Genomic DNA, 23922 nt, shown 5'->3' with positions numbered 1-23922 from the left:
TTAGCATTTCCAATAAAACTATACCATAACCATATTTTTATTGCAAATGGATATACGCTTACCTTCATACCTAAGCAAGTGACAGAAACTCTAATATTACGATGGCACTTTTTGCGCTTATGTATGCATAGAAGCAGAATTTCTGAGAAATTCTGCTTTCCATATTAGAACAGTGACAATTGGTTTTGATCAGGCAGTGACTCCAGACAGCCATGGCGATCTAAGTACTCTAAAATCGTTTTTGATACTTTCCCTCTCTTTTGCAAATCTTCTTTTGAGAGGAATTCGCCTTCTTCGCGAGCTTTTACAATGTTCAAAGCAGCGTTCGTCCCTAACCCTGGAATAGAGTTAAACGGCGGAATAAGACTGTTGCCGTCAATAATAAACTCTGTGGCGCTGGAGCGATATAAATCGACTTTTTGGAATGAATAGCCTCTCTCACACATCTCAAGCGCTAATTCTAAAACAGTCAGAAGGTTCTTTTCCTTCGGTGAAGCATCAAGTCCTTTAGCGTTTATATCCTCCATTACCGCTCTGATTGCTGTAGAGCCCTTGATCATTGTATCAATATCAAAGTCATCTGCACGAACGGTAAAATAAGCCGCATAATACAAAAGAGCATGATGCACTTTAAAGTAAGCAATGCGGACTGCCATTAAGACATATGCCGCGGCGTGGGCTTTCGGGAACATGTATTTAATCTTTTTACAGGAATCAATATACCAGTCTGGGACATTGTTATTTTTCATTTCTTCTTCCCATTCAGGCGTTAATCCTTTTCCTTTACGCACGAATTCCATGATTTTAAAGGCAAGGGACGGCTCAAGGCCTTGATAGATTAAATAAACCATAATGTCATCACGGCAGCCGATAACCTCACTCAGCTCACAAATATTATTGTGGATGAGCTCCTGTGCATTGCCAAGCCATACATCAGTTCCGTGAGACAAGCCTGAAATCTGAACGAGCTCAGAAAAAGTGGTCGGCTTTGTATCTTCAAGCATCTGCCGGACAAATCGGGTTCCGAATTCAGGAATTCCAAGAGTGCCCGTTTTACAGCCAATCTGTTCTTCAGTCACACCGAGTGATTCGGTTCCCTGGAAGATCTTCATCACTTCAGGATCATCCGTCGGAATTGTTTTCGGATCTATTCCGCTTAAGTCTTGAAGCATCCGAATAACAGTCGGGTCATCGTGTCCGAGAATATCAAGTTTTAACAGGTTGTCATGGATGGAGTGGAAATCAAAATGAGTCGTTTTCCACTCTGAACCTGTGGCATCTGCCGGGAACTGGATCGGTGAAAAATCATAAATATCCATATAATCCGGAACTACGATAATACCGCCAGGGTGCTGTCCAGTTGTACGTTTTACACCTGTGCATCCCTGTACGAGCCGATCTATTTCGGCACCGCGCATATGAAGATTGTTGTCTCCGGCATAGCCTTTTACATAACCGTAGGCTGTTTTTTCTGCCACCGTGCCTATTGTTCCCGCACGATATACATTGTCTTCTCCGAACAATACTTTTGTGTAATTGTGTGCTTGCGGCTGATATTCCCCTGAGAAGTTCAAATCGATATCAGGTACTTTGTCCCCTTTAAATCCTAAGAACGTTTCAAATGGAATATCATGGCCGTCTTTTTTCAAAGGCGTTCCGCAATGAGGGCATGTCTTGTCAGGCAGGTCAAAACCAGAACCGACAGAACCGTCATTAAAGAACTCAGAATGCTGGCACTCAGGACAAACATAGTGCGGCGGCAGCGGGTTTACCTCAGTAATCTCAGTAAGTGTCGCAACTAATGAAGATCCTACGGAACCACGGGAACCAACGAGATACCCGTCATCTAGTGAACGTTTTACAAGTTTGTGAGAGATCAAGTAAATAACAGCAAATCCGTGGCCAATAATACTCTTTAACTCTTTTTCAATCCGCGCTTCGACAATTTCAGGCAGCTCTTCCCCGTAAATGCTTCTTGCACGCTGATAGCTCATTTCTCTGATCTCTTCATCAGCGCCTTCGATTTTCGGCGTATATAAATCATCTTTAATCGGCTTGATGTCATCAACTAAAGAAGCAACCTTTTGGGTATTGGTGACTACGATCTCCTTCGCTTTTTCTTCACCTAAGAAAGAAAAAGCTTCAAGCATTTCGTCTGTCGTTCTGAAATGCACTTTCGGCAGTTCATGCCTATTCAGCGGATTTGCCCCGCCTTGTGAGGATATTAAAATCTTTCTGTAGATTTTATCCTCATCATTCAAGTAATGAACATTTCCCGTAGCAACAACCGGTTTATTAAGCTTTTCCCCCAGCTTCGTGATATTCGCAATAATTTCTTTCAGCGCTTTTTCATCACGGACCAGTTCAAGCTCCAGCAAGTGACGATACACTTCAGGCGGCTGAACCTCAAGGTAATCATAGAATGACGCGATATCTTCCACCTCTTCAGGCGATTTTTGCATCATTCCCTCAAAAACCTCTCCCCTGTCACAAGCAGAACCGATCAGAAGCCCTTCCCTGTATTTCTCAAGCTGAGATCTCGGAATACGCGGCACTCTGTAAAAATAATGAATATGAGAAAGTGACACAAGCTTAAATAAATTTTTAAGTCCCGTGCTGTTCACGGCAAGTAATGTTGCATGATACGGTCTTGATCTTTGATAAGCATTGGACTGACCCATATTTTCATTCAACTCATCATGGTACTGAATACCTTTTTCAGCTGCGTCTTTCAGCATTTTCAGAAGCAAATAAGCGGTTGCCTCAGTATCATAGATCGCACGGTGATGCTGTGTGAGCTCGATATCAAACTTTTTACAAAGTGTGTTCAACCGGTGGTTCTTAAATTCCGGATAGAGAAAACGTCCAAGTTCAAGCGTATCAATGACTGGGTTTTTAGCTTTTTCGACTTCAAGAAGTTTTTTATAGGCTACATTTAAGAATCCCATATCAAAGCTTGCATTATGAGCGACAAGAATATCATCGCCAATCCATTCTCTGAAATCTCTTATTACATCTACGACATCCGGAGCGTCTTGTAGCATATCATCTGTGATCCCTGTCAGCTCTATGATTGTGGCGGAAAGCGGACGATGCGGGTTCGCAAACGCCTCAAATTTATCAATAATTTCTCCGCCTTTTACTTTTACTGCAGCCAGCTCAATAATGGTATCGTATACAGCAGACAATCCTGTCGTCTCAACGTCAAAAACAACATATGTTTCTTCTTCGAGCAGACGATGTGCGGCATTATAAGCAATTGGCACGCCATCATCCACGAGATTCGCTTCCATCCCGTAAATCATTTTAATTCCATGCTTTTTGGCCGCAGAATACGCATCAGGGAAGGATTGAACGACAGCATGGTCGGTCAAAGCGATGGCCTCATGCCCCCATTTTTTCGCCTGTTCGACAAGCTTTCCGATACCCGTAACAGCATCCATTTGGCTCATTGGGGAATGAAGATGCAATTCCACTCTTTTTTCTCCTTCAGGTGCTGAATCTTCACGGGTTTTTGCTTTTATTTCGTTTACGTCATTTGCGATCATGACAAGGTCTCTGACAAATGTATCATTTTGAATGCTTCCGCGTGCTTTTACCCACATTCCTTTTTTCAGAGACTTCATCAGCGCCGCATCTTCTTTTTCACGTGCAAACATTTTGATCAAAATACTATTTGTATAGTCTGTAATTTTGAAGATACACAGCGTGCGCCCGCTCTTCAGCTCGCGCGTCTCCACATCAAACACATAACCTTGGACCGTAATTCTCCGTTCTTCGTCCATGATGCTGTCAAGTGTTCGGATTTCCTCGTTATCTTTAATTTGATAACCGATAACAAGAGGACCAGATGGTGCTTGGTCTTCATCACTTTCTTTATCTTTCTTCTCCATTTCAATCAAGGCCTGCATAGCCCGCTCTTGGTCTTCCGCAAGCTTTTGCTCCCGAAACTTTTGAACTTCTTGCTCGGATACAAATATTTCAGCATCAAGCTGAAGATCCGGAAAGCCAAATTGACGGTATTCTGCTTGAATCATGGAACTGTATTTGTTCTTTAGCGCAGCCGCTTCTGTATCTGTTTTGGTTTTGACAATCAGTTTATTGCCCTTCAGCTTCGGTTTTTGCTGGTTTAAAAGACTGATAATCGGCGGCGAAATGCCCTGCAGTTCTTCAATGCAGCGTGACCAGTAGTCTTGAACGATACTTTCACTGACCTCGGCATCCTGAACTTCAATTGAAGATGTCACTTTTGCTATGTGGGCAAACGATTGCGTCAGCCTCGTTGTTAATGTGTCATATATTTGAAAAGGCAGCAAAGATTTAAATTGAAAATGAAAATGCCAAGACTTAGAAGCTTTGTGAATTGTCAGCTTTTTAATCTCGCCATGTTCAAAGTATGTCATGAAGGTATCATCTGTCATATTAATCTGCTGCAGAAGAATTTGAAACTGCCTTCTGTTTACTGATAACTGTTCCATTAAGACAGTATCCCTCCCTAAAAACATCATAAGTGAAGGTACCTCAGGCAATGAGGTACCTTCTATTATTTCTATTTTAACATGTTTTTTGATAAATCGTTATGGTGATTACTGCTTGCTGATAAACGCAGATAATTCGTCTACTGAAATCTCAGTTGACTCACCAGTTTGACGAATTTTCACTTCGACGATTCCTTCGTCAGCTCGTTTTCCGACAGTGATGCGGATTGGAAGGCCGATTAAATCTGAATCAGCGAATTTTACGCCGGCACGCTCAGCACGGTCATCATAGAGCACTTCATAGCCTTCCGCTTTTAAATCGGCATACAGCTTTTCAGCAAGCTCTCTTTGCCCATCGTTTTTCATGTTCAAAGCAAGAATATGAAGATCGTACGGCGCAACGCTTTTTGGCCATATTAAGCCTTTTTCGTCGTGATGCTGTTCAGCAATAGCAGAAAGCGTTCTTGACACACCGATTCCGTAACAGCCCATCAGCATTGGCTGCGCGCGTCCGTTTTCATCTAAATATGTCGCATTCATCGCTTCTGAATAGCGTGTTCCGAGCTTAAAGACTTGTCCGACTTCGATTCCCTCAGCAAAACGGATCGTTCCCTTGCCGTCTGGTGAAGGATCACCTTCTTTAATAAAACGAAGATCAGCAAATTCTTTAATTTGCGCGTCACGATTCACATTGACATTTTTATAATGATGATCTCCTTCATTTGCCCCGGCAACAGCATTAACCATTGCTTTCACAGCTTGATCGGCATATACTTCCACATCCTGATGAATACCGACAGGGCCTACAAAGCCTGGCTCTGTTCCGAGCTGCTGAATGACCTCTTCATGTGTAGCAAGCTCTACAACTTCTGCATGAAGCAAGTTTTTCACTTTAATATCGTTAACTTCATGATCCCCTCTTACAAGCACTAAGACAAAACGGTCATCAGCTTTAAACAATACTGACTTAATGCACGCTTCAGCCGAAACCTGTAAGAACGCAGTCAGTTCTTCGATTGTTTTCACGTTAGGCGTATGAACCTTCTCTAGAGCTTTAGGCTCTTCATCTGAAGGAACTTCCTGGTGAAGAACTTCAGCCATCTCGATATTAGCCGCGTACTGTGATTCATCAGAATACGCAATCGTATCCTCTCCGATCGCAGAAAGTGCCATAAATTCGTGCGTATCCTTTCCTCCCATTGCGCCTGAATCAGCGATAACAGGTCTTACATTAATGCCGCAGCGGGCAAAAATATTAGAATAGGCCTCGTACATTTTTTGATACGTTTCATCCAGGCTCTCTGCAGATGCATGGAAAGAGTACGCATCCTTCATAATAAATTCGCGGCCTCTTAACAAACCGAAGCGAGGACGTTTTTCATCTCTGAACTTAGACTGAATTTGATAAAGAGTCAGAGGGAGACGCTTATAAGATTTAACCTCATCGCGAACAAGCGAAGTGATAACCTCTTCATGCGTTGCCCCTAAAGCAAATTCACGGCCATGACGGTCTTTTAGTCTCATCAGTTCGGGACCATACGTATACCATCTGCCTGATTCCTGCCATGTCTCTGCCTGCTGCAATGCGGGCATGAGCATTTCTACGGCATCAATTTTCTCCATTTCCTCTCGAACAATCTGCTGAATGTTTTGAATCACCTTATACGCAAGAGGCATATAGCTGTATACCCCGCTCGTATTCTGTCTGATAAATCCTGCTCTCAGAAGAAGCTGATGACTTTTTGCTTCGGCATCAGCTGGAACTTCACGGAGCGTAGGAATAAGCGTCAAGCTTTGTCTCATTTCTTCGCACCTCTGATTGATTTACTTTTCGTTTACAAAAACAGCCGCTGGATATCGTTCCATGTGACAACCAGCATAAGAAGCATTAAGAAAGCTACTCCGATAAACACAACAAATGCTTCTTTTTCCCTGTTAATCGGTTTGCCCCGAATCGCTTCAATAAATAGAAACAACAGTCTTCCTCCGTCAAGTGCCGGAATCGGAAGCAGGTTGACAATCCCAAGGTTAATGCTTAAAAACGCCGCAAACTGAAATAAGTTCACGATCCCTGTTTTCGCCACTTGGTCTGTCATGTCATATATGCCGACAGGACCTGACAGCATATCGAGTTTAAATTGGCCTGTTACTAATTTGCTCAGATTGGTTAAAATGGCTTTGGTGACATCAACTGTTGATGTCGCGCCGTAAGCAACCGCTGAGAGTACGCCTTTTTCAGTCGGCGCATAGGAACCGAAACGTCCGATTGTTTTTTTGTTCTCATCTTTAACAGCTTCCGGAGTCACCGAAATATGAAGCGTTTTGTTATCTCTTTTTACTGCAACGTCCATTTCTTTCTCCGGGTTTTCTTTTACAGCGGAGACAATGTCAGTCCAAGACCTCATTTTCTCTCCGTTAATGCTTTGGATATAATCCCCTTCTTTTAGCCCTGCTTCAGCCGCCCGTCCATTGTCTGTCAGCTGCCCGAGCATAGGTTCATTTGACGGTACGCCTTGAATCAGCCCAAGCATCACTAAAATGACGTAAGCTAAAATAAAGTTCATAATCGGCCCTGCAGCAATTGCTTTAATCCGCTGCCATACAGGTTTGGAACCAAATTGGCGATTATACGGCGCAATCTGCACTTCTTCTCCGTCTACAATAAAAAAGGATGTTTCGCTGACAGTAAAGCTGGAAAGTTCGTCCTCTTTCCCCTGTTCATAACCGGTGATCTTCATGTCATGCTCTAGATCCGCTGTTTCCACTTCAATGACTAAAGCATCCGGATATTTTTCCTTTTGATTGATGATGACTTTCTCAACTTGATCTTCCTTATTAAACAGAAGCCCGACCGTGTATCCGGGTTTCACCTCAATCATTTCCGGATCTTCGCCGGCCATACGAACAAATCCGCCGACCGGAAGCAGCCTGATCGTATAAACTGTTTCATTTTTTTTGAAAGAAAAAATCTTTGGACCGAAGCCGATCGCAAATTCACGGCAGAGAATTCCCGCTCTTTGGGCTAGCAATAAATGGCCCAGTTCATGGAAGAAAACGAGCGTTCCGAAAATAATGATAAACGCTATAACTGTATTCACGAACATACCACCTTATGTGAGTATTGAATTGACGTATCCCCGGGTATCTTTGTCCACTTCTTGAATGTCCGCCAGGCTCGGTTTTTTCAGTAATTGATGGCGGGTTAGTGCCTTTTCGATACAGTCTTCAATAGCCAAAAACGGTATCTTGCCAGCTAAAAAGGCAGCGACAGCTACTTCGTTTGCCGCATTTAGCACTGTCGGCATTGTTCCTCCTATTTTACCTGATTCAAAAGCAAATTGTAAGCATCGGAACCTGTCAAAATCAGCTTTCTCAAAATGAAGGCTGCCGATTTCCCATAATTCAAGCCTTTTCGCATCTGGTAATGGCAATCGGTCAGGATAAGTGAGCGCATATTGAATGGGGACTCTCATATCCGGAGTTCCGAGCTGTGCGATCACACTTTTATCATGGAACTCAACCATTGAATGGATGATGCTCTCCTTATGTAAAACCACATCAATTTGTTCATAAGGTATATCGAAAAGCCAGTGTGCCTCGATCACCTCTAATCCCTTATTCATCATTGTAGCCGAATCAATTGTAATTTTTGCACCCATTGACCAGTTTGGATGTTTTAATGCATCTTCAACCGTTACTGATTCGAGCTCCTCCCGCGTCTTGTCCCGAAAACTTCCGCCGGATGCCGTAATGATGAGGCGTTCAATGTTTTTAGCCTGTTCGCCTTGAAGAGCTTGAAAAATGGCTGAATGCTCACTGTCAACAGGCAGCAGCGGAACATCATATTTCTTAGCATGTTCTTTTACTATATGCCCTGCAGTGACAAGAGTTTCCTTATTTGCAAGCGCAATTGTTTTTTTCTGTTCAATTGCCTTTAATGTCGGGATAAGACCGACGCTTCCAAGCAAAGCGTTGACAACAATGTCAACCTCCTCCATCACTGCTGCTTCTATCAGTCCTTCTTCTCCCAGCCCGATTTGGCATTCAAAAGAAAAAGACATTTGTTTTAATTTATGATATGTATCCAGATCACCGACAGAGACAAACTTCGGCTGAAAGACCTCAATCATTGGAACGGCCTTATCAATATTTCTGCCAAACGACATAGATACCAGCTGAAATTGGTCTTGATGTGCACGCAGTACATCAAGAGTCTGTTCGCCGATTGATCCTGTTGCTCCTAAAAGACAAATATTTTTCAAAGTTGCCACTACTCCTATTCTTATTGCTGCATGATCAGTCTCATATTCATATTAGACTTTTTTATGAAAAAAGGGCAAGCAGAAAGTACAAGAAAGGCATGACAAACAAGAAACTGTCAAAACGGTCTAATATACCGCCATGCCCGGGAAGAATATTCCCAGAATCCTTTACATCGTAATGTCTTTTCAAGGCGGATTCCACTAAATCTCCCAGTTGTCCAAAAACAGACAAAAACAGCGTGATCAACAGCAGATAGATATACGGGATCGGAAGTTGTGCAACAAGCTGAAAAATCGTCGCCAATACAAGTGCGATGACAATTCCGCCTGCAAACCCTTCCACTGTTTTATTCGGACTGATTTCAGGCCACAGTTTCCGCTTCCCAAGCGATTTACCGACAAAATAGGCACCGGAATCGGTGGACCAAATGACAACACACGCATAAAAAATGTATGTTAATCCGTATTGGTCAAGATTTCTGATTTCGATAAAATAATGAAAACACATTCCGATGTAAATTGCTGCAAGCGTAATAAACCCGACTTCATCAAAAGTAAAGGTGTTCTTGACCAACACTGTGTAAGTCAGCAATAGCAGTACCGCAAATAAAGCGATTTCCATTTTGGAAATCCCGTCCGCTTCAAAAAACGAATACTGGCTTGGTAATAAGAACATCCACAATAATAAAAGACCGATCAAACCCGGCAGTGAAACCAGCTTCAGCTTTTTCATCCGTAAAAGTTCAAAAAGCGCCACACTGCCCATAGCATAAATTAATATGGTGAACGGCAATTTCCCGACAATAACCAAAAATAAAAATACAATTGCTGCCAGAACACCTGTCAAAATTCTTTGTTTCATGTCCACCATCCTCTAAATTCCGCCAAACCTCCGGCCTCTCTGCTGAAACTCTCCTAACGCCTGCAAGAAGTGATCTTCTTTAAAGTCAGGCCACAAGACGTCAGTAAAGACAAATTCACTGTAGGCAACCTGCCATAGCATAAAATTACTCAGCCTTATCTCGCCGCTCGTTCGAATTAAAAGTTCAGGATCCTGCAAAGATTCAGTCATCAAATAAGTAGAAAAAAGCGATTCATCAATGTCTTCAATATTCAAAGAGCCTTCCTTCACTTTTTCCGCGAGTGATTTTGCAGCACTGACAATTTCAGTACGGCCTCCATAGTTAAGAGCAAAATTAAGGATCATTCCGTCGTTTTGCGCCGTGTCCTGTACAGCTTTTTCAATCGCACGTAATGTGTGCGCCGGCAAAGCCGTTTCATCCCCAATGATCCGAACCTGTACATTTTCCTCAACAAGCTCTGGAAGATACGTATTCAAAAATTCTTCCGGAAGCTTCATTAAAAAATCGACCTCCATTTTCGGTCTTTTCCAGTTTTCTGTTGAAAATGCATACAATGTCAGTACTTTGACACCTAATTCGTTTGCGAGCTTCGTGGTCCTTTTTACCACCTTCATCCCTTCATGGTGGCCTGCAATTCTGGGAAGAGAGCGTTTTTTAGCCCAACGGCCATTTCCATCCATGATAATGGCGATGTGTTCGGGAATTTCTCCCTTAAGTATGTCTTCTTTTGTATAACGTTCTAAGTTGGAAGCCGCAGTTTGCTGATTCTTCCAATTTTTGAGTATGTTGAGCATGAGATTCCTCCGTCACCCAAAAAGGTTACATTCCCTGCTGATAATCAATGTAATCAACAGTATTAACAAAAAAACCCCCTGTAAACATGAGAGGGTCTTTTCACTATTATCTATTGTACATAGTTTTTCATTAAACTTCCATGATTTCTTTTTCTTTGTCTTTTGTGACACTGTCAATTTTTGACACATATTCATCTGTCAGTTTTTGAACGTCTTCAGTGGAAGCACGCAGTTCATCCTCAGTAATGTCTCCGTTTTTCTCAAGTTTTTTGAGATCATCGTTAGCATCACGGCGAACGTTACGAACAGCTACTTTTGCTTCTTCAGCATATTTTTTTACAACTTTCACTAATTCTTTCCGTCTCTCTTCTGTTAGTGCCGGAATTGCAATTCGAATCATATTGCCGTCACTTGTTGGTGTAAGACCTAAATCAGCTTTTAAAATCGCTTTTTCGATATCACCGATTGCTGTTTTATCGTATGGCGTGATAACGAGCATACGAGCTTCAGGCACGTTAATAGAAGACAACTGATTTAAAGGTGTCTGCGCTCCGTAATATTCAACCGTTACTTTATCTAATAATGATGGATTTGCACGGCCTGCGCGTACAGTAGCCAATTCGCGCTGATAAGCAGCAATTGCTTTTTCCATTTTTTCTTTTGTTTGAGTTAATACTTCTTTTGACACGTTATTTCCCCCTCACGATCGTTCCGATTGATTCACCGATAACGGCACGTTTGATATTTCCTTCTTCCATAATAGAAAAGACGATAAGCGGAATGTCATTGTCCATGCATAAAGAGGAAGCTGTTGAATCCATGACTTCCAGGCCGTCTTTAAGAACGTCAAGATAAGAAAGTGATTCATACTTAACAGCTGATTCATCTTTTCTAGGATCAGCATTATACACACCGTCAACGTTATTTTTAGCCATTAAAATAACGTCTGCCTCAATTTCAGCAGCCCGCAGTGCAGCTGTCGTATCAGTTGAGAAATATGGGTTTCCTGTGCCCGCAGCGAAAATAACGACACGTTTTTTCTCTAAGTGGCGTATCGCTTTTCTTCTTATGTACGGTTCAGCAACTTGTCTCATTTCAATGGATGTTTGCACTCTGGACTGGATTCCGAGTGTTTCCAAGCTGTCTTGAAGAGCAAGCGAATTCATTACTGTCGCCAGCATTCCCATATAGTCAGCAGTCGCGCGGTCCATGCCCAGGTCACTTCCTGTTTTTCCGCGCCATAAGTTGCCGCCGCCTACAACAACAGCCACTTCGACTTCAAGCTCAGCGATTTCCTTCACTTGCTTTGCAATGGATTGAATGACAGTCGGGTTAATTCCATTTCCCTGTTCTCCTGCCAATGCTTCCCCGCTAAGCTTTAATACGATACGTTTGTATTTTGGTTTTTCCATGATAACCTCCAAGTGTAAACATTGCCGTTTTCTATTATGCAAGAGAAAAAAAGGTTTGTAAATATAGTTTTAAAAATAGGGAACACAAAATGTGTCCCCTATACTGCCTGAAAAGACGCGACTTAGCCGCGAAATCTTTTCACCATTATTTTTTCACTTGGTTCATTACTTCTTCAGCAAAGTTTTCTTGACGTTTTTCGATGCCTTCTCCAACTTCATAGCGGACAAAAGTTTGAACAGTAGCGTTTTTCGCTGCAATAACTTGTTTCACTTTTTCATCTGGGTTTTTAACGAACGCTTGGTCTAATAGACAAATTTCTTCGAAGAATTTGTTCAGACGGCCTTCAACCATTTTCGCTACGATGTTTTCAGGTTTGCCTTCTTGGAGGGCTTGCTGAGTTAAGATTTGACGCTCATGATTTGTTTCTTCTTCAGATACTTGATCACGAGAAATGTAACGAGGGTTAACTGCAGCAACGTGCATTGCGATATCTTTCGCAGTTTCTTCATCAGTTGTACCGTTGAGAACAGTTAATACACCGATGCGGCCGCCCATGTGAAGGTACGCACCGAATGCAGAGCTGTCGTCTTTTGTAAGAACTGTAAAGCGGCGAAGAGTGATTTTCTCACCGATTTTAGCAACTGCGCTTGTGATGTACTCTTCAACAGTTGAGCCATTTTCCATTTTTTGGCCCATTGCTTCTTCAACATCAGCTGGCGTGTTTGCAAGAAGGTGGTCAGCTAAAGTGTTAAGAAGCTCTTTAAAACCTTCGTTTTTCGCAACGAAATCAGTTTCAGAGTTTACTTCTAGGATAACGCCTTTGTTGCCGTCAGTTTTAATAAGAGTAGAACCTTCTGCTGCGATACGGTCAGCTTTTTTCGCTGCTTTTGCAATTCCTTTTTCTCTTAAAAGGTCAATTGCTTTGTCCATATCTCCGTCAGTTTCAGTTAACGCTTTTTTACAATCCATCATGCCCGCGCCAGTTTTTTCACGCAGTTCTTTTACTTGCTGTGCAGTAATTGCCATTTGTATTCCTCCTTATATGTTTAAACAAGAGTATGTATATTACACATTTTTCTTGAAAAAAGGTGATAAAAGGCAGTCCCTCTTATCACCTTTTGAATAGGTTACGCAGTTGTTGTTTCTGTTTCTGGTGCAGTTTCTTCAGCAACTTCCGCTTCTTCTTCGCCTTGCTTCGCTTCTAAGATTGCATCTGCCATTTTAGAAGTTAGAAGTTTAACAGCGCGGATAGCGTCATCGTTCGCTGGGATAACAACATCGATTTCATCTGGATCACAGTTAGTATCTACGATACCGATGATAGGGATGTTTAATTTGCGAGCTTCCGCAACAGCGATGCGCTCTTTGCGAGGATCGATGATGAATAATGCATCAGGAAGATCCTTCATATCTTTAATTCCGCCTAGGAATTTTTCAAGACGCTCTAATTCTTTTTTCAATTGAACGACTTCTTTTTTAGGAAGTACATCAAACGTACCGTTTTCTTGCATTTTTTCAATGTCTTTAAGACGTTTAATACGTTTTTGGATTGTTTCGAAGTTTGTTAATGTACCGCCCAACCAGCGTTGGTTGACATAGTACATGCCAGAGCGTTGAGCTTCTTCTTTAACAGAATCTTGAGCTTGTTTTTTTGTTCCGACGAAAAGGATTTTTCCGCCTTCAGCAGCAAGATTTTTAGTGAAGTTGTAAGCTTCCTCTACTTTTTTGACTGTTTTTTGAAGGTCAATGATGTAGATTCCGTTACGCTCCGTGAAAATGTAACGCTTCATTTTTGGGTTCCAACGGCGTGTTTGGTGACCGAAGTGAACACCAGCTTCAAGCAATTGCTTCATAGAAATGACTGACATGTTATTTCCTCCTAATATAATGGTTTTTTTCCTCCGCTTAGGTCATTTTTGTACAGAACTGCCGCCTGCAGCACCCTCTGCATAAATCGTTAAGCGTGTGTATTTAACACCAAGACATAATATAACACAGCTTTATCCGACAATCAAGAATCCTTTACACCTTTGGAGCGAAATTTTAAAAATAGCTCGATTTCTGTCTTTCCGCTCTTCATTTTCTGGGCAATTTGACTTGCCGAATATCCCTGTTCATATAATTCTATGACCTGGTCTTCAAATGATTGGACCTCACTGTTTACGAGCTCTTCCCGACGGTCAACCTCTGTAATCAGACCTTCAATATGTTCAGGAAGATTCTCTGCCTCTTGGACTGGATCCCGCTCTTGATATGTTTCAGAGGTCTGAAGGCCTGACTTTTGGGATTCTTCATCTGATTGACTTGCAGATGAAGCTTTATTTTCTATCAGTTTCTCATTTTCTTCTTTTAATTCAAGCAGAAATGCCGCCAAGGTGTTTTCCGTCTCTTCAAGTATCTGTTTTTGCTGTTTTTCTGTTTCTTTCACTGCAGCGAGCCTCGTATACAGGATAATGACAGCGTACAGAAGAACGCCGTGGAGCATAAAGCTTAAAAGCCATAATAGTGTTGACATGTTTTTCACTCGCTAACCATGAAATTCATTATTGTATCACTTTTTCCAGCAGATTCTTTAATTTAAATAATGCCTTTGAATGGATCTGAGATATGCGGGACGTAGAAAGATTTAATACTTGTCCGATTTCTGTCAGTGTCAACTCCTCTTTGTAGAACAAACTGACAACCAGCTGTTCTTTTTCAGAGAGTTCGTGAATTTTTTCCGCAAGCTGTGCAATCAGTTCATCCTTCATAATCTTTTCTTCAGGCGGAACATTTTTGTCATCTCTGATCATGACTTGAATGTTTTCCCCGTCATCTTGATCATGGAGCTTTTCATCAATTGACAGCAGATTTGCAAAAAAACCTTCATTCATTGTTGACACGACATCCTGTACCGTCATTCCGAGTTCCTCTGCAATTTCCGCGGGCGATACATTCCGAAGATACCGCTGTTCAAGCTTTTCAATTGCTGCTTCAACCTTTTTTGTTTTTTCGCGCGAGGTTCTGGGCAGCCAATCTTCTTTACGAAGCCCGTCTATGATTGCGCCGCGAATTCTAAACGAGGCGTAGGTATCAAATTTTAAGTCCCGGCTGGGGTCAAATTTTTCAAGGGCATCATATAAACCAAGCATACCAAGGCTCATAAGATCGTCTTTATGCACTGATTTCGGCAGTCCGACAGAAATTCTGCCTACATGATATGTGACAAGCGGCATGTAACGGCGCATTAAGTCGTCACCGGCTTTAGGATCTTTCCACTCTTTCCAGCGCGTCCAAAGCACCTGATCTTCATAATTCAAGGATTGCATTGTTATCCCCCTAATACCTTAATTAAATCGTTTTTTCACCTTGTTTAACAGTTCGAATATGCAGCATGCAGGACTTCGGTTCAAATTCTATCGTCCGGCCGCTTGAGCCGCCCGTATCTTCACTAATAATAGGAATATTAAATAAAGACAGCTGTTCTTTTATCGCTAATACATTTCTCGGTCCGATCTTCATCAAATCATTTGTCGATTTAAATTTAAACATCTCTGATCCGCCGGCCAGCTTTGCTTTTAATGCAAATTTCCGGCATCCCGCTTCTATCAGCATATCAATCGTGGTCTGTACGGCGGTGTCAGCGTACTTAGCCCGGTTGAGCTCGGCAGTTTTCGATAACGTCGAATCCGGAAGCATGACATGAACAAGACCCGCCGTTTGCTTTTCTTTATCATAAAGCACCAGCCCCACACATGAGCCCAAACCAGAGGTCCGGATGGTATCCGGGAAGCGGGCGATCTTCACGTCAGCAATCCCAACCTTTATAACAACAGCCTCAGTTGTACTCATAATGATGCACCTAAGGCGACAAAGAGCTTTTCAAATGAATCATAGTCCGGCAGCATAAACATATGCGCTTTCAGCTCCTGCTGATGGCTTTGGTCAAAAATTGACGTGTCGACAACAATGGCGTGTTCTCCAACCTGACTGAGCTCCATCAGCCCTTCGCTGATCACAGCTCCGAACATGTCCAATGAGACTTCAGGAACACTTGGATAGAGCTGGAGTTTCGTCAAATCCGCCAAAGCTGTTAAATATGACCCCGCTAAAATATTGCCCAGTTCATGCAAAGCGGATGAGCTCATGTGGTCTTCACCTAAGTCCTCTATGTCAAAATCGGGGTTTCCAATCAGCTCTCTGATAAACTGCTCCGCCTGAAAAAAAGGCATTATAAAGAACATTGAACCCGTTAAATCGCCTTCCATTCTTAAAAAGATGCTGGCAACCGGGACATCGGCGCCGCCGAAAAAATCAACAAGCTCATCAAAAGACAGCAGCTTTGCAAATGGGACTTCCATATCTATCTTTCTATTTAACAGCTGGGCCATTGCAGAGGCGGAGTGGCCGGCGCCTATATTGCCGACTTCCCGCAAAATGTCCATCTGCTCTTCTTTGATTCCATTAAAAATACTCATGTCATAACCCCTTTAAGATTAAGCTTGATCGGGCACAGCGGACTGAGATGATTCTTTATCCAAAACCGCGTTCGCATCAATAATATTTAAGAGTCTGTTCTCTTGTTTCACAATCTGTTCGATCGACACATCCGTATCTTTCTGAACGCCTTCTGGAGCAGATTCTATTTCACTTTCGTGTACGGTAATCACATCATTCGCTTCATCCACAATCCAGCCGACTTCAATATCACGATAAGCAATAATGATAATTCGTGTTTCATCTGTAATTTCATACTCTGGCAAATTCAGGCGTTTTCTTAAATCAATAACCGGAGTCACCACCCCGCGTAAATTGATTACCCCGCAAATATATGGTTCGACGCCAGGTACCCTCGTTGGCTTTTGCCATTTTTCAATTGATTTCACCTGAGTGACGGAAATGGCATATTCTTTGCCATTTACCATAAAGACTATCATTTTTTCGCCTGTTTTAATTTCTGCAGTCATGTGAGACACCTCCTCGAATGGTTAAATAATCAGTGCATTACAATCAATAATGAGCGCTACTTCTCCGTCTCCTAAAATAGTAGCTCCGGAAATTGCAAAGACGTTTGTTAAATAATCTCCGAGTGATTTCAGCACAACTTCCTGCTGGCCAATAAAGGAGTCCACCACAAATGCAGTAGGTTTGTCGCCTTTTTTCACGACAATGATATGGAGCTGTTCCGCATCTTTTCTTGTATCTTCTATTTTAAACTCTTCTTTTAAATAAACGACAGGGACAATATGCCCTCTAAAGTCAATCACTTCACGGTCATGCGTTTGCAAAATGTCTTTTCTGTCAATAACTGCTGTCTCAATGATTGAAGAAATCGGAATGGCAAATGTCTCTTCTTCCAACTTAATCAGCAGAACTGAAATAATAGACAAGGTAAGCGGCAGCTGGATGCTGAATAGAGAGCCTTGACCCTCGGCTGATTTCACACTGACTGAACCGCCAAGAGACTCCAGTTTGTTTTTTACAACGTCAAGTCCTACACCGCGGCCGGAAATATCAGAAATTTGGTCAGCAGTTGAGAACCCCGGAGCAAAAATCAATTCGTAAATTTGGTTGTCTTCTAAGGTTTCAGCTTCTTTTTCCGTTATGACCCCGCGCTCAAGCGCTTTTTCCAGAATTTTTTTTCGATTAAGGCCTGCGCCGTCATCCTCTACTTCGATAAAGACATGGTTGCCGCTGTGATAAGCTTTAAGCACAACTTTTCCTGATTCCGGTTTTCCCTTTTGCAAACGTGTTTCCGGCGCCTCGATACCATGGTCAATACTGTTTCTGATCAAGTGAACGAGTGGATCTCCGATTTCATCAATTACTGTACGATCCAGTTCAGTTTCCGCACCGATGATCGAGAGTTCAATTTTTTTATTCAGCTCTTTCTGAAGCTGGCGAATCATTCTCGGGAATCTGTTAAAAACAGTTTCAACCGGGACCATTCTCATATTCAGAATAATCGATTGCAAATCTCCGGAAATTCTCGTCATTCGTTCAACCGTTTCAGTCAGTTCATTATGCTCAAGCTCTTTCGCAATCTGCTCGAGACGCCCGCGGTCAATGACAAGCTCTTCAAATAAGTTCATTAAAGAATCAAGCCTGTCAATGTTGACACGAATTGTTTTAGATCCGCCGGCTGAATGCTTCGCCTGTTCATCGTTTTTAGCAGGCTGTTTTTGTTTCTCCTGCTTCGCAGGTACAGCTGCTGCTGGTGAATCTTCTTGCTTAGATTCTTCAGGCTTTTCAGCTGATGTTAAAGGAGCCCCTTGAATGACTTCAACATGCTCAATTTCCGACACGCCATTGATTAATTGTTCAATGTCTTCCGCTGATTGATGTGTTAAGAAACAAACTTGAAAGTCAGTTCCAAAATCTTCTGTTTCAAGCACTTCAGCACTTGGAATTGTTTTGGCTACTTCTCCGACTTCATTTAGTTTTTCAAACACCATATAGACACGAACTGCTTTTAACATACAGTTTTCGTTCAGAGAAATCTTGATTTCATATCGTTTGAAGCCTTGCTCCTCCGCTTCTTGTATAACTGTGCGTTCAAATTCATCATATTCCCAATCAGATGCTGAACTCTGTGCTTCTGCAGGTTCAGCGGAGGCAGCGGATTCAGCGTGCGCACCATTCACATCAAGCTTGGCACTCACTTCTGAGATATCTCTTTTACCATCCCCGCCATCAATAATAGACTGAACCATTGTTTCCAGGTGATCCAGAGCTTCAAACAAAATATCCAGCCAGTCTGAGGTGACTTCCATGTCTCCGTTTCGGATTGCATCCAGCACGTTTTCAAGCAGATGGGTAAGATGTGCTAAATCCGTGTAGCCCATCGTTGCGCTCATTCCTTTTAATGTATGGGCAGCCCTGAATATATCATGTACGAGCTGAAGATCAGTCGGGTCTTTCTCTAAAAGAAGAAGCTTTTCATTACATGTTTGTAAATGTTCTTTACTCTCATCAATAAAGACATCTAAATACTGATTCATATCCATTTGAATCACACCCTCTCTTTTTTCACACAGCTTGTGATGGATGCTGCGATATCTTCCACATGTTTAATCTCATGAATGAGACCCGCTTTAACAGCAGCTTTTGGCATCCCGTATACGACACAAGATTCTTCAGACTCCGCAATGGCTTTCACATTGCCGGCTGTTAGCATGTCCTTTAGTCCAGCAGTGCCGTCACTGCCCATTCCGGTCATGATAACCGCTACTTTTTCATAATCTGTCAGTTTCCCGACAGAACGGAATAAATAATCAGCAGATGGTTTATGACGGCTTGGTGTGTCATGGTTATCAAGCACAACCTGGAGTCCTTCGCTGTTTTTAATAACGGATATGTTTTTTCCGCCCGGTGCTATGTAAACACAGCCGTTAAGAGCTGCTTCACCATCTTTTGCTTCTTTTACCTGAATGTCAGATAAATGATTCAGCCGATCAGCCAAAGAAGCAGTAAACCCTTCAGGCATGTGCTGAACGACAACCACTGGTGCGTTCAAATCCTTAGGGAGCTTCGGTATCACCTTTTGTAACGCCCGTGGACCGCCTGTTGATGTGCCGATACACACAATTTGTCTGCCCGTGCCAGGTTTCGGTTTGCTTAATTCAGGCTTAACGACAGCACGCACAATAGGTTCGGGCCGAACTGTCTGGGAAACAGGACGTTTCCGCTTGCCGGAAAGTCCTGCCGCGACGACACGCTCAACTAGTTGTTCTTTAATTTTGTATAGATCCAGAGATATTGAGCCTGATGGCTTTGTGATAAAGTCAAAGGCACCGATCTCCAAACAATTAATTGTGCATTCTTTACCTTTCTCGGTCTGGCTAGACACCATAATGACCGGCAAGTTATAAATCTCAATAATTTTGCGGAGCGTATCTGTCCCATTCATGACCGGCATTTCAACATCAAGAGTAATAACATCCGGTTTTAATAATTCAATCTTCTTAAGCGCTTCTTCTCCGTTTCTCGCAGTTCCGATTACTTCTATCTGCTTTTCTTCGGTCAGAAAATCACTTATCATTTTTCTCATAAAAGCTGAATCATCAACTACAAGCACACGAATCAAATTAAGCCCTCCTCATTAAAAAAGAAGATAATTTCTCAATAAATGTCTGTTTGTCTTCTTTGTGTCTCGTTTCTTCTCTTTCAAACAAGGCGTCCGCTAAAATACGGACTGACCGGCTGGCTTTTGCCTGAGGGCTTTTTATGAAAAAAGGAACCTGTTCGACAACCGCTTTGCTCACGATCACATCGTCAGAAACGGAACCGGCAAACTGAACCTGAACATCCAAAAACATATGAATTGTACGGGAGAGGCGGGCAAAAGCGTCAAGCCCTTCCTTTTGGTCACGGCACCGATTGACAGCCACCTTCATTGAAAGCTTATTTTCTGTCAAAACCAAGTGCTTGACAGCGCTGTATGCGTCCATAATGGCCGTCGGCTCGGGAGTTGTAATAATCAAAATATCTTCTGCTGATAAAATAAAAGGCAGTTGATCTTTTGATAAGCCTGCTCCCATGTCAAACAGCACATAATCGAACTGGCTTAATGCATGAGAAAGTTCATTGGCAAAAAACGTCCATTTTCTCTGATCGAGCTGAAACATCACATCAAGACCGGTTCCCCCTGATATATACCGCAAACCCTTTGGGCCAACGGATAATGACTGCAGCAAAGGCTTACGATCGGTTAAAACATCGATTATCGTGGCAGACGATGAATTTCCTATTAATATATCAATGTTCCCCATCCCGATATCAAGGTCGATGAGCAGCACCTTCTTACCTTTATCCTGCAGCGCAAGTGCCATATTTAAGGTAATATTGGATTTTCCGACACCGCCCTTGCCGCTGATGACAGCAAGTGTCTTCGCTTTTTGTGAATAAACCATTGGCAGAACGCGCTCACGTTTTTCCATTTTCGCCCGTAAAGTTGCTGCTTGGTCATATCTGTTCATCTGCACAGCATCCTCACAAAACCAAGTGGAGATACAGTCTGTATATCCTCAGGCACATTCTGGCCGTTAGTCATAAACCCGACACCTATTTTTGATTCTGCCAGTATATTAAATACAGAACCTAAGGAAGTCGTTTCATCTATTTTCGTAAAAATATACTGATTGACAGGGACGGATGAAAACCGTTTGACAATATGCTTCATATCTTCATATTTTGCAGTCGCGGATAAAACAAGAAATGACTGAATGCTGCTCTCAAAAGGAATCGTTTCTTTCAGTTCATCAATGTATTGCGGGTCTTTGAAGTTTCTTCCAGCTGTATCAACAAACACATGATCATACTCAGAAAATAGCTCCTTCGCCTGCTGAAATTCTTCTTTTGTATAGCAAACTTCCAGAGGAGCCTGCAGCAGTTCAGCGTATGTTTTCAACTGTTCAACAGCTGCAATACGATACGTATCTGTTGTAATAAAAGCGATTTTTTTATGTTTTTCAAGCATAGATATGGCTGCGAGTTTAGCCAGTGTAGTTGTTTTACCAGCCCCTGTTGAACCAAAGAGAACGATATATTTTGAATGAATTGGCTCCTGCCACTTGTCTGCTGAGGGCAGCATATCGCATAGTATTTCCTGAAGTTTGCCGACAACATTTTCTTCAGTCAAGCCGCCTGCTTCAACAGAGAAGCGAAGCAATTTTTTCAGAGTGTTCGTTTTCGTAGACTCTTTGATCCCTGTTTCTTGCAAAAGCTTTTCTGCTTTTCGCAGCGGCTCAGGAAGTACAGATTGATATGCTGAAAAATCACCTAGCTCCTGTTGCGCCGGAATTTGAGGGGGATATGTTCTCTCCTCTATTTTTGGACTGCTGACCGGAGTTTTTAATGTTTGTTTCGGTTCAGCTGCCTTCTGAGGCGTTTTTTTCTCAAGAAAGTCCTGATCCAATACGGCGATTACTTCAACAGCAGGCTTGTTGACGAGGCCAAACCATTTTCGCTTTTTAATTTTTTTCGAATTTAATATGACCGCTTCATTACCTAACTCTTTTCTGATGAGAAGTGCCGCTTCTTGCATTGAAGCAGCAGTAAATTTTTTTATTTTCATTAAATATCCACCACTCCAATGCTTTGTACCTCAACATTCGCCTCAAGTTCGTTATAAGAGAGTACCGGAAGATCAGGGAAGTACCGTTCCAGAAGCTGCTTCACATACATTCTGACAGGCGGCGAGCAAAGAAGAATCGCGGTTTCCTGACGTAATGAGAGCTGTTCAGCTTCTTTGGCGACAGAGCGCACTATACTTTCTGAAATATCTGGTTCAAGTGATAAATAGTTCCCGTGTTCCGTCTGCTGCACACCGTCTGCTATTGCTTTTTCTACACGGCCGGAACAAGTAACAACCTTCAACACTTCATTTTCTTTGGCAAACTGGGCTGTAATTTGTTTAGCAAGCGCTTGTCTTGTATACTCTGTCAAGAGATCAGAATCTGTTGTTAATTTCCCATAGTCAGCAAGTGTTTCAAAAATCGTTACTAAGTTTCGAATTGAAACTTTTTCTTTTAAAAGCTTAGCAAGCACTTTCTGAATATCACCGACAGACAATGGATTCGGCGTAACCTCTTCAACCAGGACTGGATACGATTCTTTCAAGTGATCGATCAGCTGTTTTGTCTCCTGCCTTCCGATCAATTCGTGGGCATGCTGCTTAATTTTCTCCGTAATATGCGTTGAAACGACTGATGCAGGATCAACTACTGTATAACCAAGCATGTCGGCTTCATCCTTTACCGCTTCGCTAATCCATTTAGCCGGCAGTCCGAATGAAGGCTCCACTGTTTCAATCCCTTCAATGAGATCGTCCTCAGGAGTAGGCGACATCGCTAAATAATGATCAAGCAACAGCTCGCCTTTTGCTACTTCGTTTCCTTTAATTTTCAATCGGTATTCATTAGGCTGCAACGCTATATTATCTCTGATTCGCACGACAGGAATGACAAGCCCGAGTTCCAAAGCCAACTGACGGCGTATCATAACAATTCGGTCTAATAAATCACCGCCTTGATTGGCATCAGCAAGCGGTATCAGGCCATATCCAAACTCAAATTCTATCGGATCTATATGCAGAAGCTGAACAACACTTTCAGGGCTTTTAAGCTCGTCCACCTCAGCCTCTTCCTCAAGAATCTCATCCACTTCTTCTTTTTCCTTACCTGATTTAGATAGTGTATATGCGCCAAAAGCAAGCAATCCCGCAAGCGGCCCCGTCAGAAGGATGCCGATCGGAGTGAAAATACCTAAAAGCATGATCGTAGCTGCTGCGACGTATAAAAGCTTTGGATACGCAAACAGCTGGCCTGTAATGTCATGCCCTAAGTTTCCTTCAGATGCAGCTCTTGTGACCACAATACCCGTAGCCGTAGAAATTAACAGTGCCGGGATTTGCGAAACAATTCCATCCCCTACAGTCAGCATCGTAAAGTGTGAAGCAGCTTCTTGAATGGACATGCCCTGCTGAAGCATTCCGATCACGATTCCGAAAATAATATTGATCATCACAATGATGATTCCGGCAATGGCGTCACCTTTTACAAATTTACTGGCACCGTCCATTGCTCCATAAAAGTCTGCTTCTCTTGCCACTTTTTCGCGGCGATGCTTCGCTTCCTGTTCGGTAATCATCCCTGCGTTTAAATCAGCATCAATACTCATCTGCTTCCCCGGCATTGCGTCCAGCGTAAACCTTGCTGCAACCTCGGAAACACGTTCAGCACCTTTTGTAATGACGATAAACTGAATAATAATAAGGATGATAAATACAACGAGTCCAACTAATACATTTCCGCCGACAACGAAATTTCCGAAAGTCTCGACGACTTTACCTCCCTCACCGTGTGAAAGAATTGAACGGGTAGTTGAGACGTTCAAGCCCAAACGAAATAGGGTCAAAAGCAGCAACAGTGACGGAAAAATCGAAAACTGAAGCGCTTCCTGCATATTCATTGTGGTGAGAAGCACGATCAACGCAAGAGAAATATTAATAATGATCAAAATACTTAACAGCCATGGAGGAAATGGAATCACCAGCATCGCCACAATGAGGACAACACTTATTAAAACGGATAAATCTCTTGTTGACATGCTGTTTTTTCTCTCCTTTTAAATC

20 protein-coding genes are annotated in these 23922 nt (G+C 42.4%); all 20 read right to left on the bottom strand.

What is annotated here, in order from left to right:
- Positions 1 to 164: 164 nt before the first annotated feature.
- The 20 genes from NST22_RS08915 to flhA all read right to left on the bottom strand — a co-directional run bounded on the left by NST22_RS08915 (position 165) and on the right by flhA (position 23897).
- Positions 165 to 4478, bottom strand: a complete 4314-nt coding sequence (locus NST22_RS08915) for a PolC-type DNA polymerase III (RefSeq protein ID WP_003245843.1) — start codon at positions 4476 to 4478, stop codon at positions 165 to 167.
- 108 nt (positions 4479 to 4586) lie between these two features.
- Positions 4587 to 6281, bottom strand: a complete 1695-nt coding sequence (gene proS / locus NST22_RS08910; RefSeq protein WP_003231918.1) for a proline--tRNA ligase — start codon at positions 6279 to 6281, stop codon at positions 4587 to 4589.
- Between the two features lie 32 nt (positions 6282 to 6313).
- Positions 6314 to 7582: an RIP metalloprotease RseP gene (gene rseP, locus NST22_RS08905; RefSeq protein WP_010886508.1), complete on the bottom strand. Its 1269-nt coding sequence runs from the start codon at positions 7580 to 7582 to the stop codon at positions 6314 to 6316.
- A 6-nt stretch (positions 7583 to 7588) separates the two neighbouring features.
- Positions 7589 to 8740, bottom strand: coding sequence for a 1-deoxy-D-xylulose-5-phosphate reductoisomerase (gene dxr / locus NST22_RS08900; protein WP_003245155.1), 1152 nt, complete (start codon positions 8738 to 8740; stop codon positions 7589 to 7591).
- A gap of 61 nt (positions 8741 to 8801) precedes the next feature.
- Entirely contained in the window at positions 8802 to 9611 is an 810-nt protein-coding gene (gene cdsA / locus NST22_RS08895; RefSeq protein WP_003231924.1) for a phosphatidate cytidylyltransferase, read from the bottom strand.
- 3 nt (positions 9612 to 9614) lie between these two features.
- Positions 9615 to 10397, bottom strand: coding sequence for an isoprenyl transferase (locus NST22_RS08890; protein ID WP_003231925.1), 783 nt, complete (start codon positions 10395 to 10397; stop codon positions 9615 to 9617).
- Between the two features lie 130 nt (positions 10398 to 10527).
- Positions 10528 to 11085 carry a ribosome recycling factor gene (gene frr / locus NST22_RS08885; RefSeq protein WP_003231927.1) on the bottom strand — a complete coding sequence of 186 codons (558 nt, stop codon included), beginning with the start codon at positions 11083 to 11085 and terminating at the stop codon, positions 10528 to 10530.
- Between the two features lies 1 nt (position 11086).
- Positions 11087 to 11809: a UMP kinase gene (gene pyrH / locus NST22_RS08880; protein WP_003220923.1), complete on the bottom strand. Its 723-nt coding sequence runs from the start codon at positions 11807 to 11809 to the stop codon at positions 11087 to 11089.
- 145 nt (positions 11810 to 11954) lie between these two features.
- Positions 11955 to 12836: a translation elongation factor Ts gene (tsf, locus tag NST22_RS08875; protein ID WP_003231929.1), complete on the bottom strand. Its 882-nt coding sequence runs from the start codon at positions 12834 to 12836 to the stop codon at positions 11955 to 11957.
- A gap of 101 nt (positions 12837 to 12937) precedes the next feature.
- On the bottom strand, positions 12938 to 13678 hold the full coding sequence (gene rpsB, locus NST22_RS08870) for a 30S ribosomal protein S2 (RefSeq protein ID WP_003220918.1): 741 nt from the start codon (positions 13676 to 13678) through the stop codon (positions 12938 to 12940).
- 143 nt (positions 13679 to 13821) lie between these two features.
- The gene (gene swrB, locus NST22_RS08865; protein ID WP_009967248.1) at positions 13822 to 14325 is read right to left on the bottom strand and encodes a swarming motility protein SwrB; all 504 of its coding nucleotides are present in this window, start codon (positions 14323 to 14325) and stop codon (positions 13822 to 13824) included.
- A 28-nt stretch (positions 14326 to 14353) separates the two neighbouring features.
- Positions 14354 to 15118 carry an RNA polymerase sigma-28 factor SigD gene (gene sigD / locus NST22_RS08860; protein ID WP_003220911.1) on the bottom strand — a complete coding sequence of 255 codons (765 nt, stop codon included), beginning with the start codon at positions 15116 to 15118 and terminating at the stop codon, positions 14354 to 14356.
- A gap of 22 nt (positions 15119 to 15140) precedes the next feature.
- Complete coding sequence (gene cheD, locus NST22_RS08855) at positions 15141 to 15641, bottom strand: chemoreceptor glutamine deamidase CheD (RefSeq protein WP_003244852.1); 501 nt, start codon at positions 15639 to 15641, stop codon at positions 15141 to 15143.
- A complete protein-coding gene (gene cheC / locus NST22_RS08850; RefSeq protein WP_003231935.1) occupies positions 15638 to 16267 on the bottom strand; it encodes a CheY-P phosphatase CheC in 630 nt (209 codons plus the stop codon). The genes cheD and cheC overlap by 4 nt, the downstream gene beginning before the upstream one ends.
- A gap of 18 nt (positions 16268 to 16285) precedes the next feature.
- The gene (gene cheW / locus NST22_RS08845; RefSeq protein WP_003231938.1) at positions 16286 to 16756 is read right to left on the bottom strand and encodes a chemotaxis protein CheW; all 471 of its coding nucleotides are present in this window, start codon (positions 16754 to 16756) and stop codon (positions 16286 to 16288) included.
- A gap of 21 nt (positions 16757 to 16777) precedes the next feature.
- The gene (cheA, locus tag NST22_RS08840) at positions 16778 to 18796 is read right to left on the bottom strand and encodes a chemotaxis protein CheA (protein WP_003245734.1); all 2019 of its coding nucleotides are present in this window, start codon (positions 18794 to 18796) and stop codon (positions 16778 to 16780) included.
- Between the two features lie 5 nt (positions 18797 to 18801).
- Positions 18802 to 19875 carry a protein-glutamate O-methylesterase CheB gene (gene cheB, locus NST22_RS08835; protein ID WP_003245823.1) on the bottom strand — a complete coding sequence of 358 codons (1074 nt, stop codon included), beginning with the start codon at positions 19873 to 19875 and terminating at the stop codon, positions 18802 to 18804.
- Position 19876: 1 nt separating this feature from the next.
- Positions 19877 to 20773: a flagellum location/number ATPase FlhG gene (gene flhG / locus NST22_RS08830; protein WP_010886507.1), complete on the bottom strand. Its 897-nt coding sequence runs from the start codon at positions 20771 to 20773 to the stop codon at positions 19877 to 19879.
- Positions 20764 to 21864, bottom strand: a complete 1101-nt coding sequence (gene flhF, locus NST22_RS08825; RefSeq protein ID WP_003231945.1) for a flagellar biosynthesis protein FlhF — start codon at positions 21862 to 21864, stop codon at positions 20764 to 20766. Before flhF ends, flhG begins: the two co-directional genes overlap by 10 nt.
- Positions 21864 to 23897, bottom strand: a complete 2034-nt coding sequence (gene flhA / locus NST22_RS08820; RefSeq protein WP_003231947.1) for a flagellar biosynthesis protein FlhA — start codon at positions 23895 to 23897, stop codon at positions 21864 to 21866. The genes flhF and flhA overlap by 1 nt, the downstream gene beginning before the upstream one ends.
- Positions 23898 to 23922 lie beyond the last annotated feature (25 nt).

The sequence above is a fragment of the Bacillus sp. PS237 genome (assembly GCF_037963345.1).
GTDB lineage: Bacteria > Bacillota > Bacilli > Bacillales > Bacillaceae > Bacillus > Bacillus subtilis.
This window is presented reverse-complemented; position numbering and strand designations above follow the sequence as displayed.

Coding starts and splice junctions, on each gene's coding strand:
- NST22_RS08915 (WP_003245843.1), bottom strand. CDS start 4,478: ATGGAACAGTTATCAGTAAACAGAAGGCAGTTTCAAATTCTTCTGCAG.
- proS (WP_003231918.1), bottom strand. CDS start 6,281: ATGAGACAAAGCTTGACGCTTATTCCTACGCTCCGTGAAGTTCCAGCT.
- rseP (WP_010886508.1), bottom strand. CDS start 7,582: ATGTTCGTGAATACAGTTATAGCGTTTATCATTATTTTCGGAACGCTC.
- cdsA (WP_003231924.1), bottom strand. CDS start 9,611: ATGGTGGACATGAAACAAAGAATTTTGACAGGTGTTCTGGCAGCAATT.
- NST22_RS08890 (WP_003231925.1), bottom strand. CDS start 10,397: ATGCTCAACATACTCAAAAATTGGAAGAATCAGCAAACTGCGGCTTCC.
- pyrH (WP_003220923.1), bottom strand. CDS start 11,809: ATGGAAAAACCAAAATACAAACGTATCGTATTAAAGCTTAGCGGGGAA.
- tsf (WP_003231929.1), bottom strand. CDS start 12,836: ATGGCAATTACTGCACAGCAAGTAAAAGAACTGCGTGAAAAAACTGGC.
- rpsB (WP_003220918.1), bottom strand. CDS start 13,678: ATGTCAGTCATTTCTATGAAGCAATTGCTTGAAGCTGGTGTTCACTTC.
- swrB (WP_009967248.1), bottom strand. CDS start 14,325: ATGTCAACACTATTATGGCTTTTAAGCTTTATGCTCCACGGCGTTCTT.
- sigD (WP_003220911.1), bottom strand. CDS start 15,118: ATGCAATCCTTGAATTATGAAGATCAGGTGCTTTGGACGCGCTGGAAA.
- cheD (WP_003244852.1), bottom strand. CDS start 15,641: ATGAGTACAACTGAGGCTGTTGTTATAAAGGTTGGGATTGCTGACGTG.
- cheC (WP_003231935.1), bottom strand. CDS start 16,267: ATGAGTATTTTTAATGGAATCAAAGAAGAGCAGATGGACATTTTGCGG.
- cheW (WP_003231938.1), bottom strand. CDS start 16,756: ATGACTGCAGAAATTAAAACAGGCGAAAAAATGATAGTCTTTATGGTA.
- cheA (WP_003245734.1), bottom strand. CDS start 18,796: ATGGATATGAATCAGTATTTAGATGTCTTTATTGATGAGAGTAAAGAA.
- flhF (WP_003231945.1), bottom strand. CDS start 21,864: ATGAAAATAAAAAAATTTACTGCTGCTTCAATGCAAGAAGCGGCACTT.
- flhA (WP_003231947.1), bottom strand. CDS start 23,897: ATGTCAACAAGAGATTTATCCGTTTTAATAAGTGTTGTCCTCATTGTG.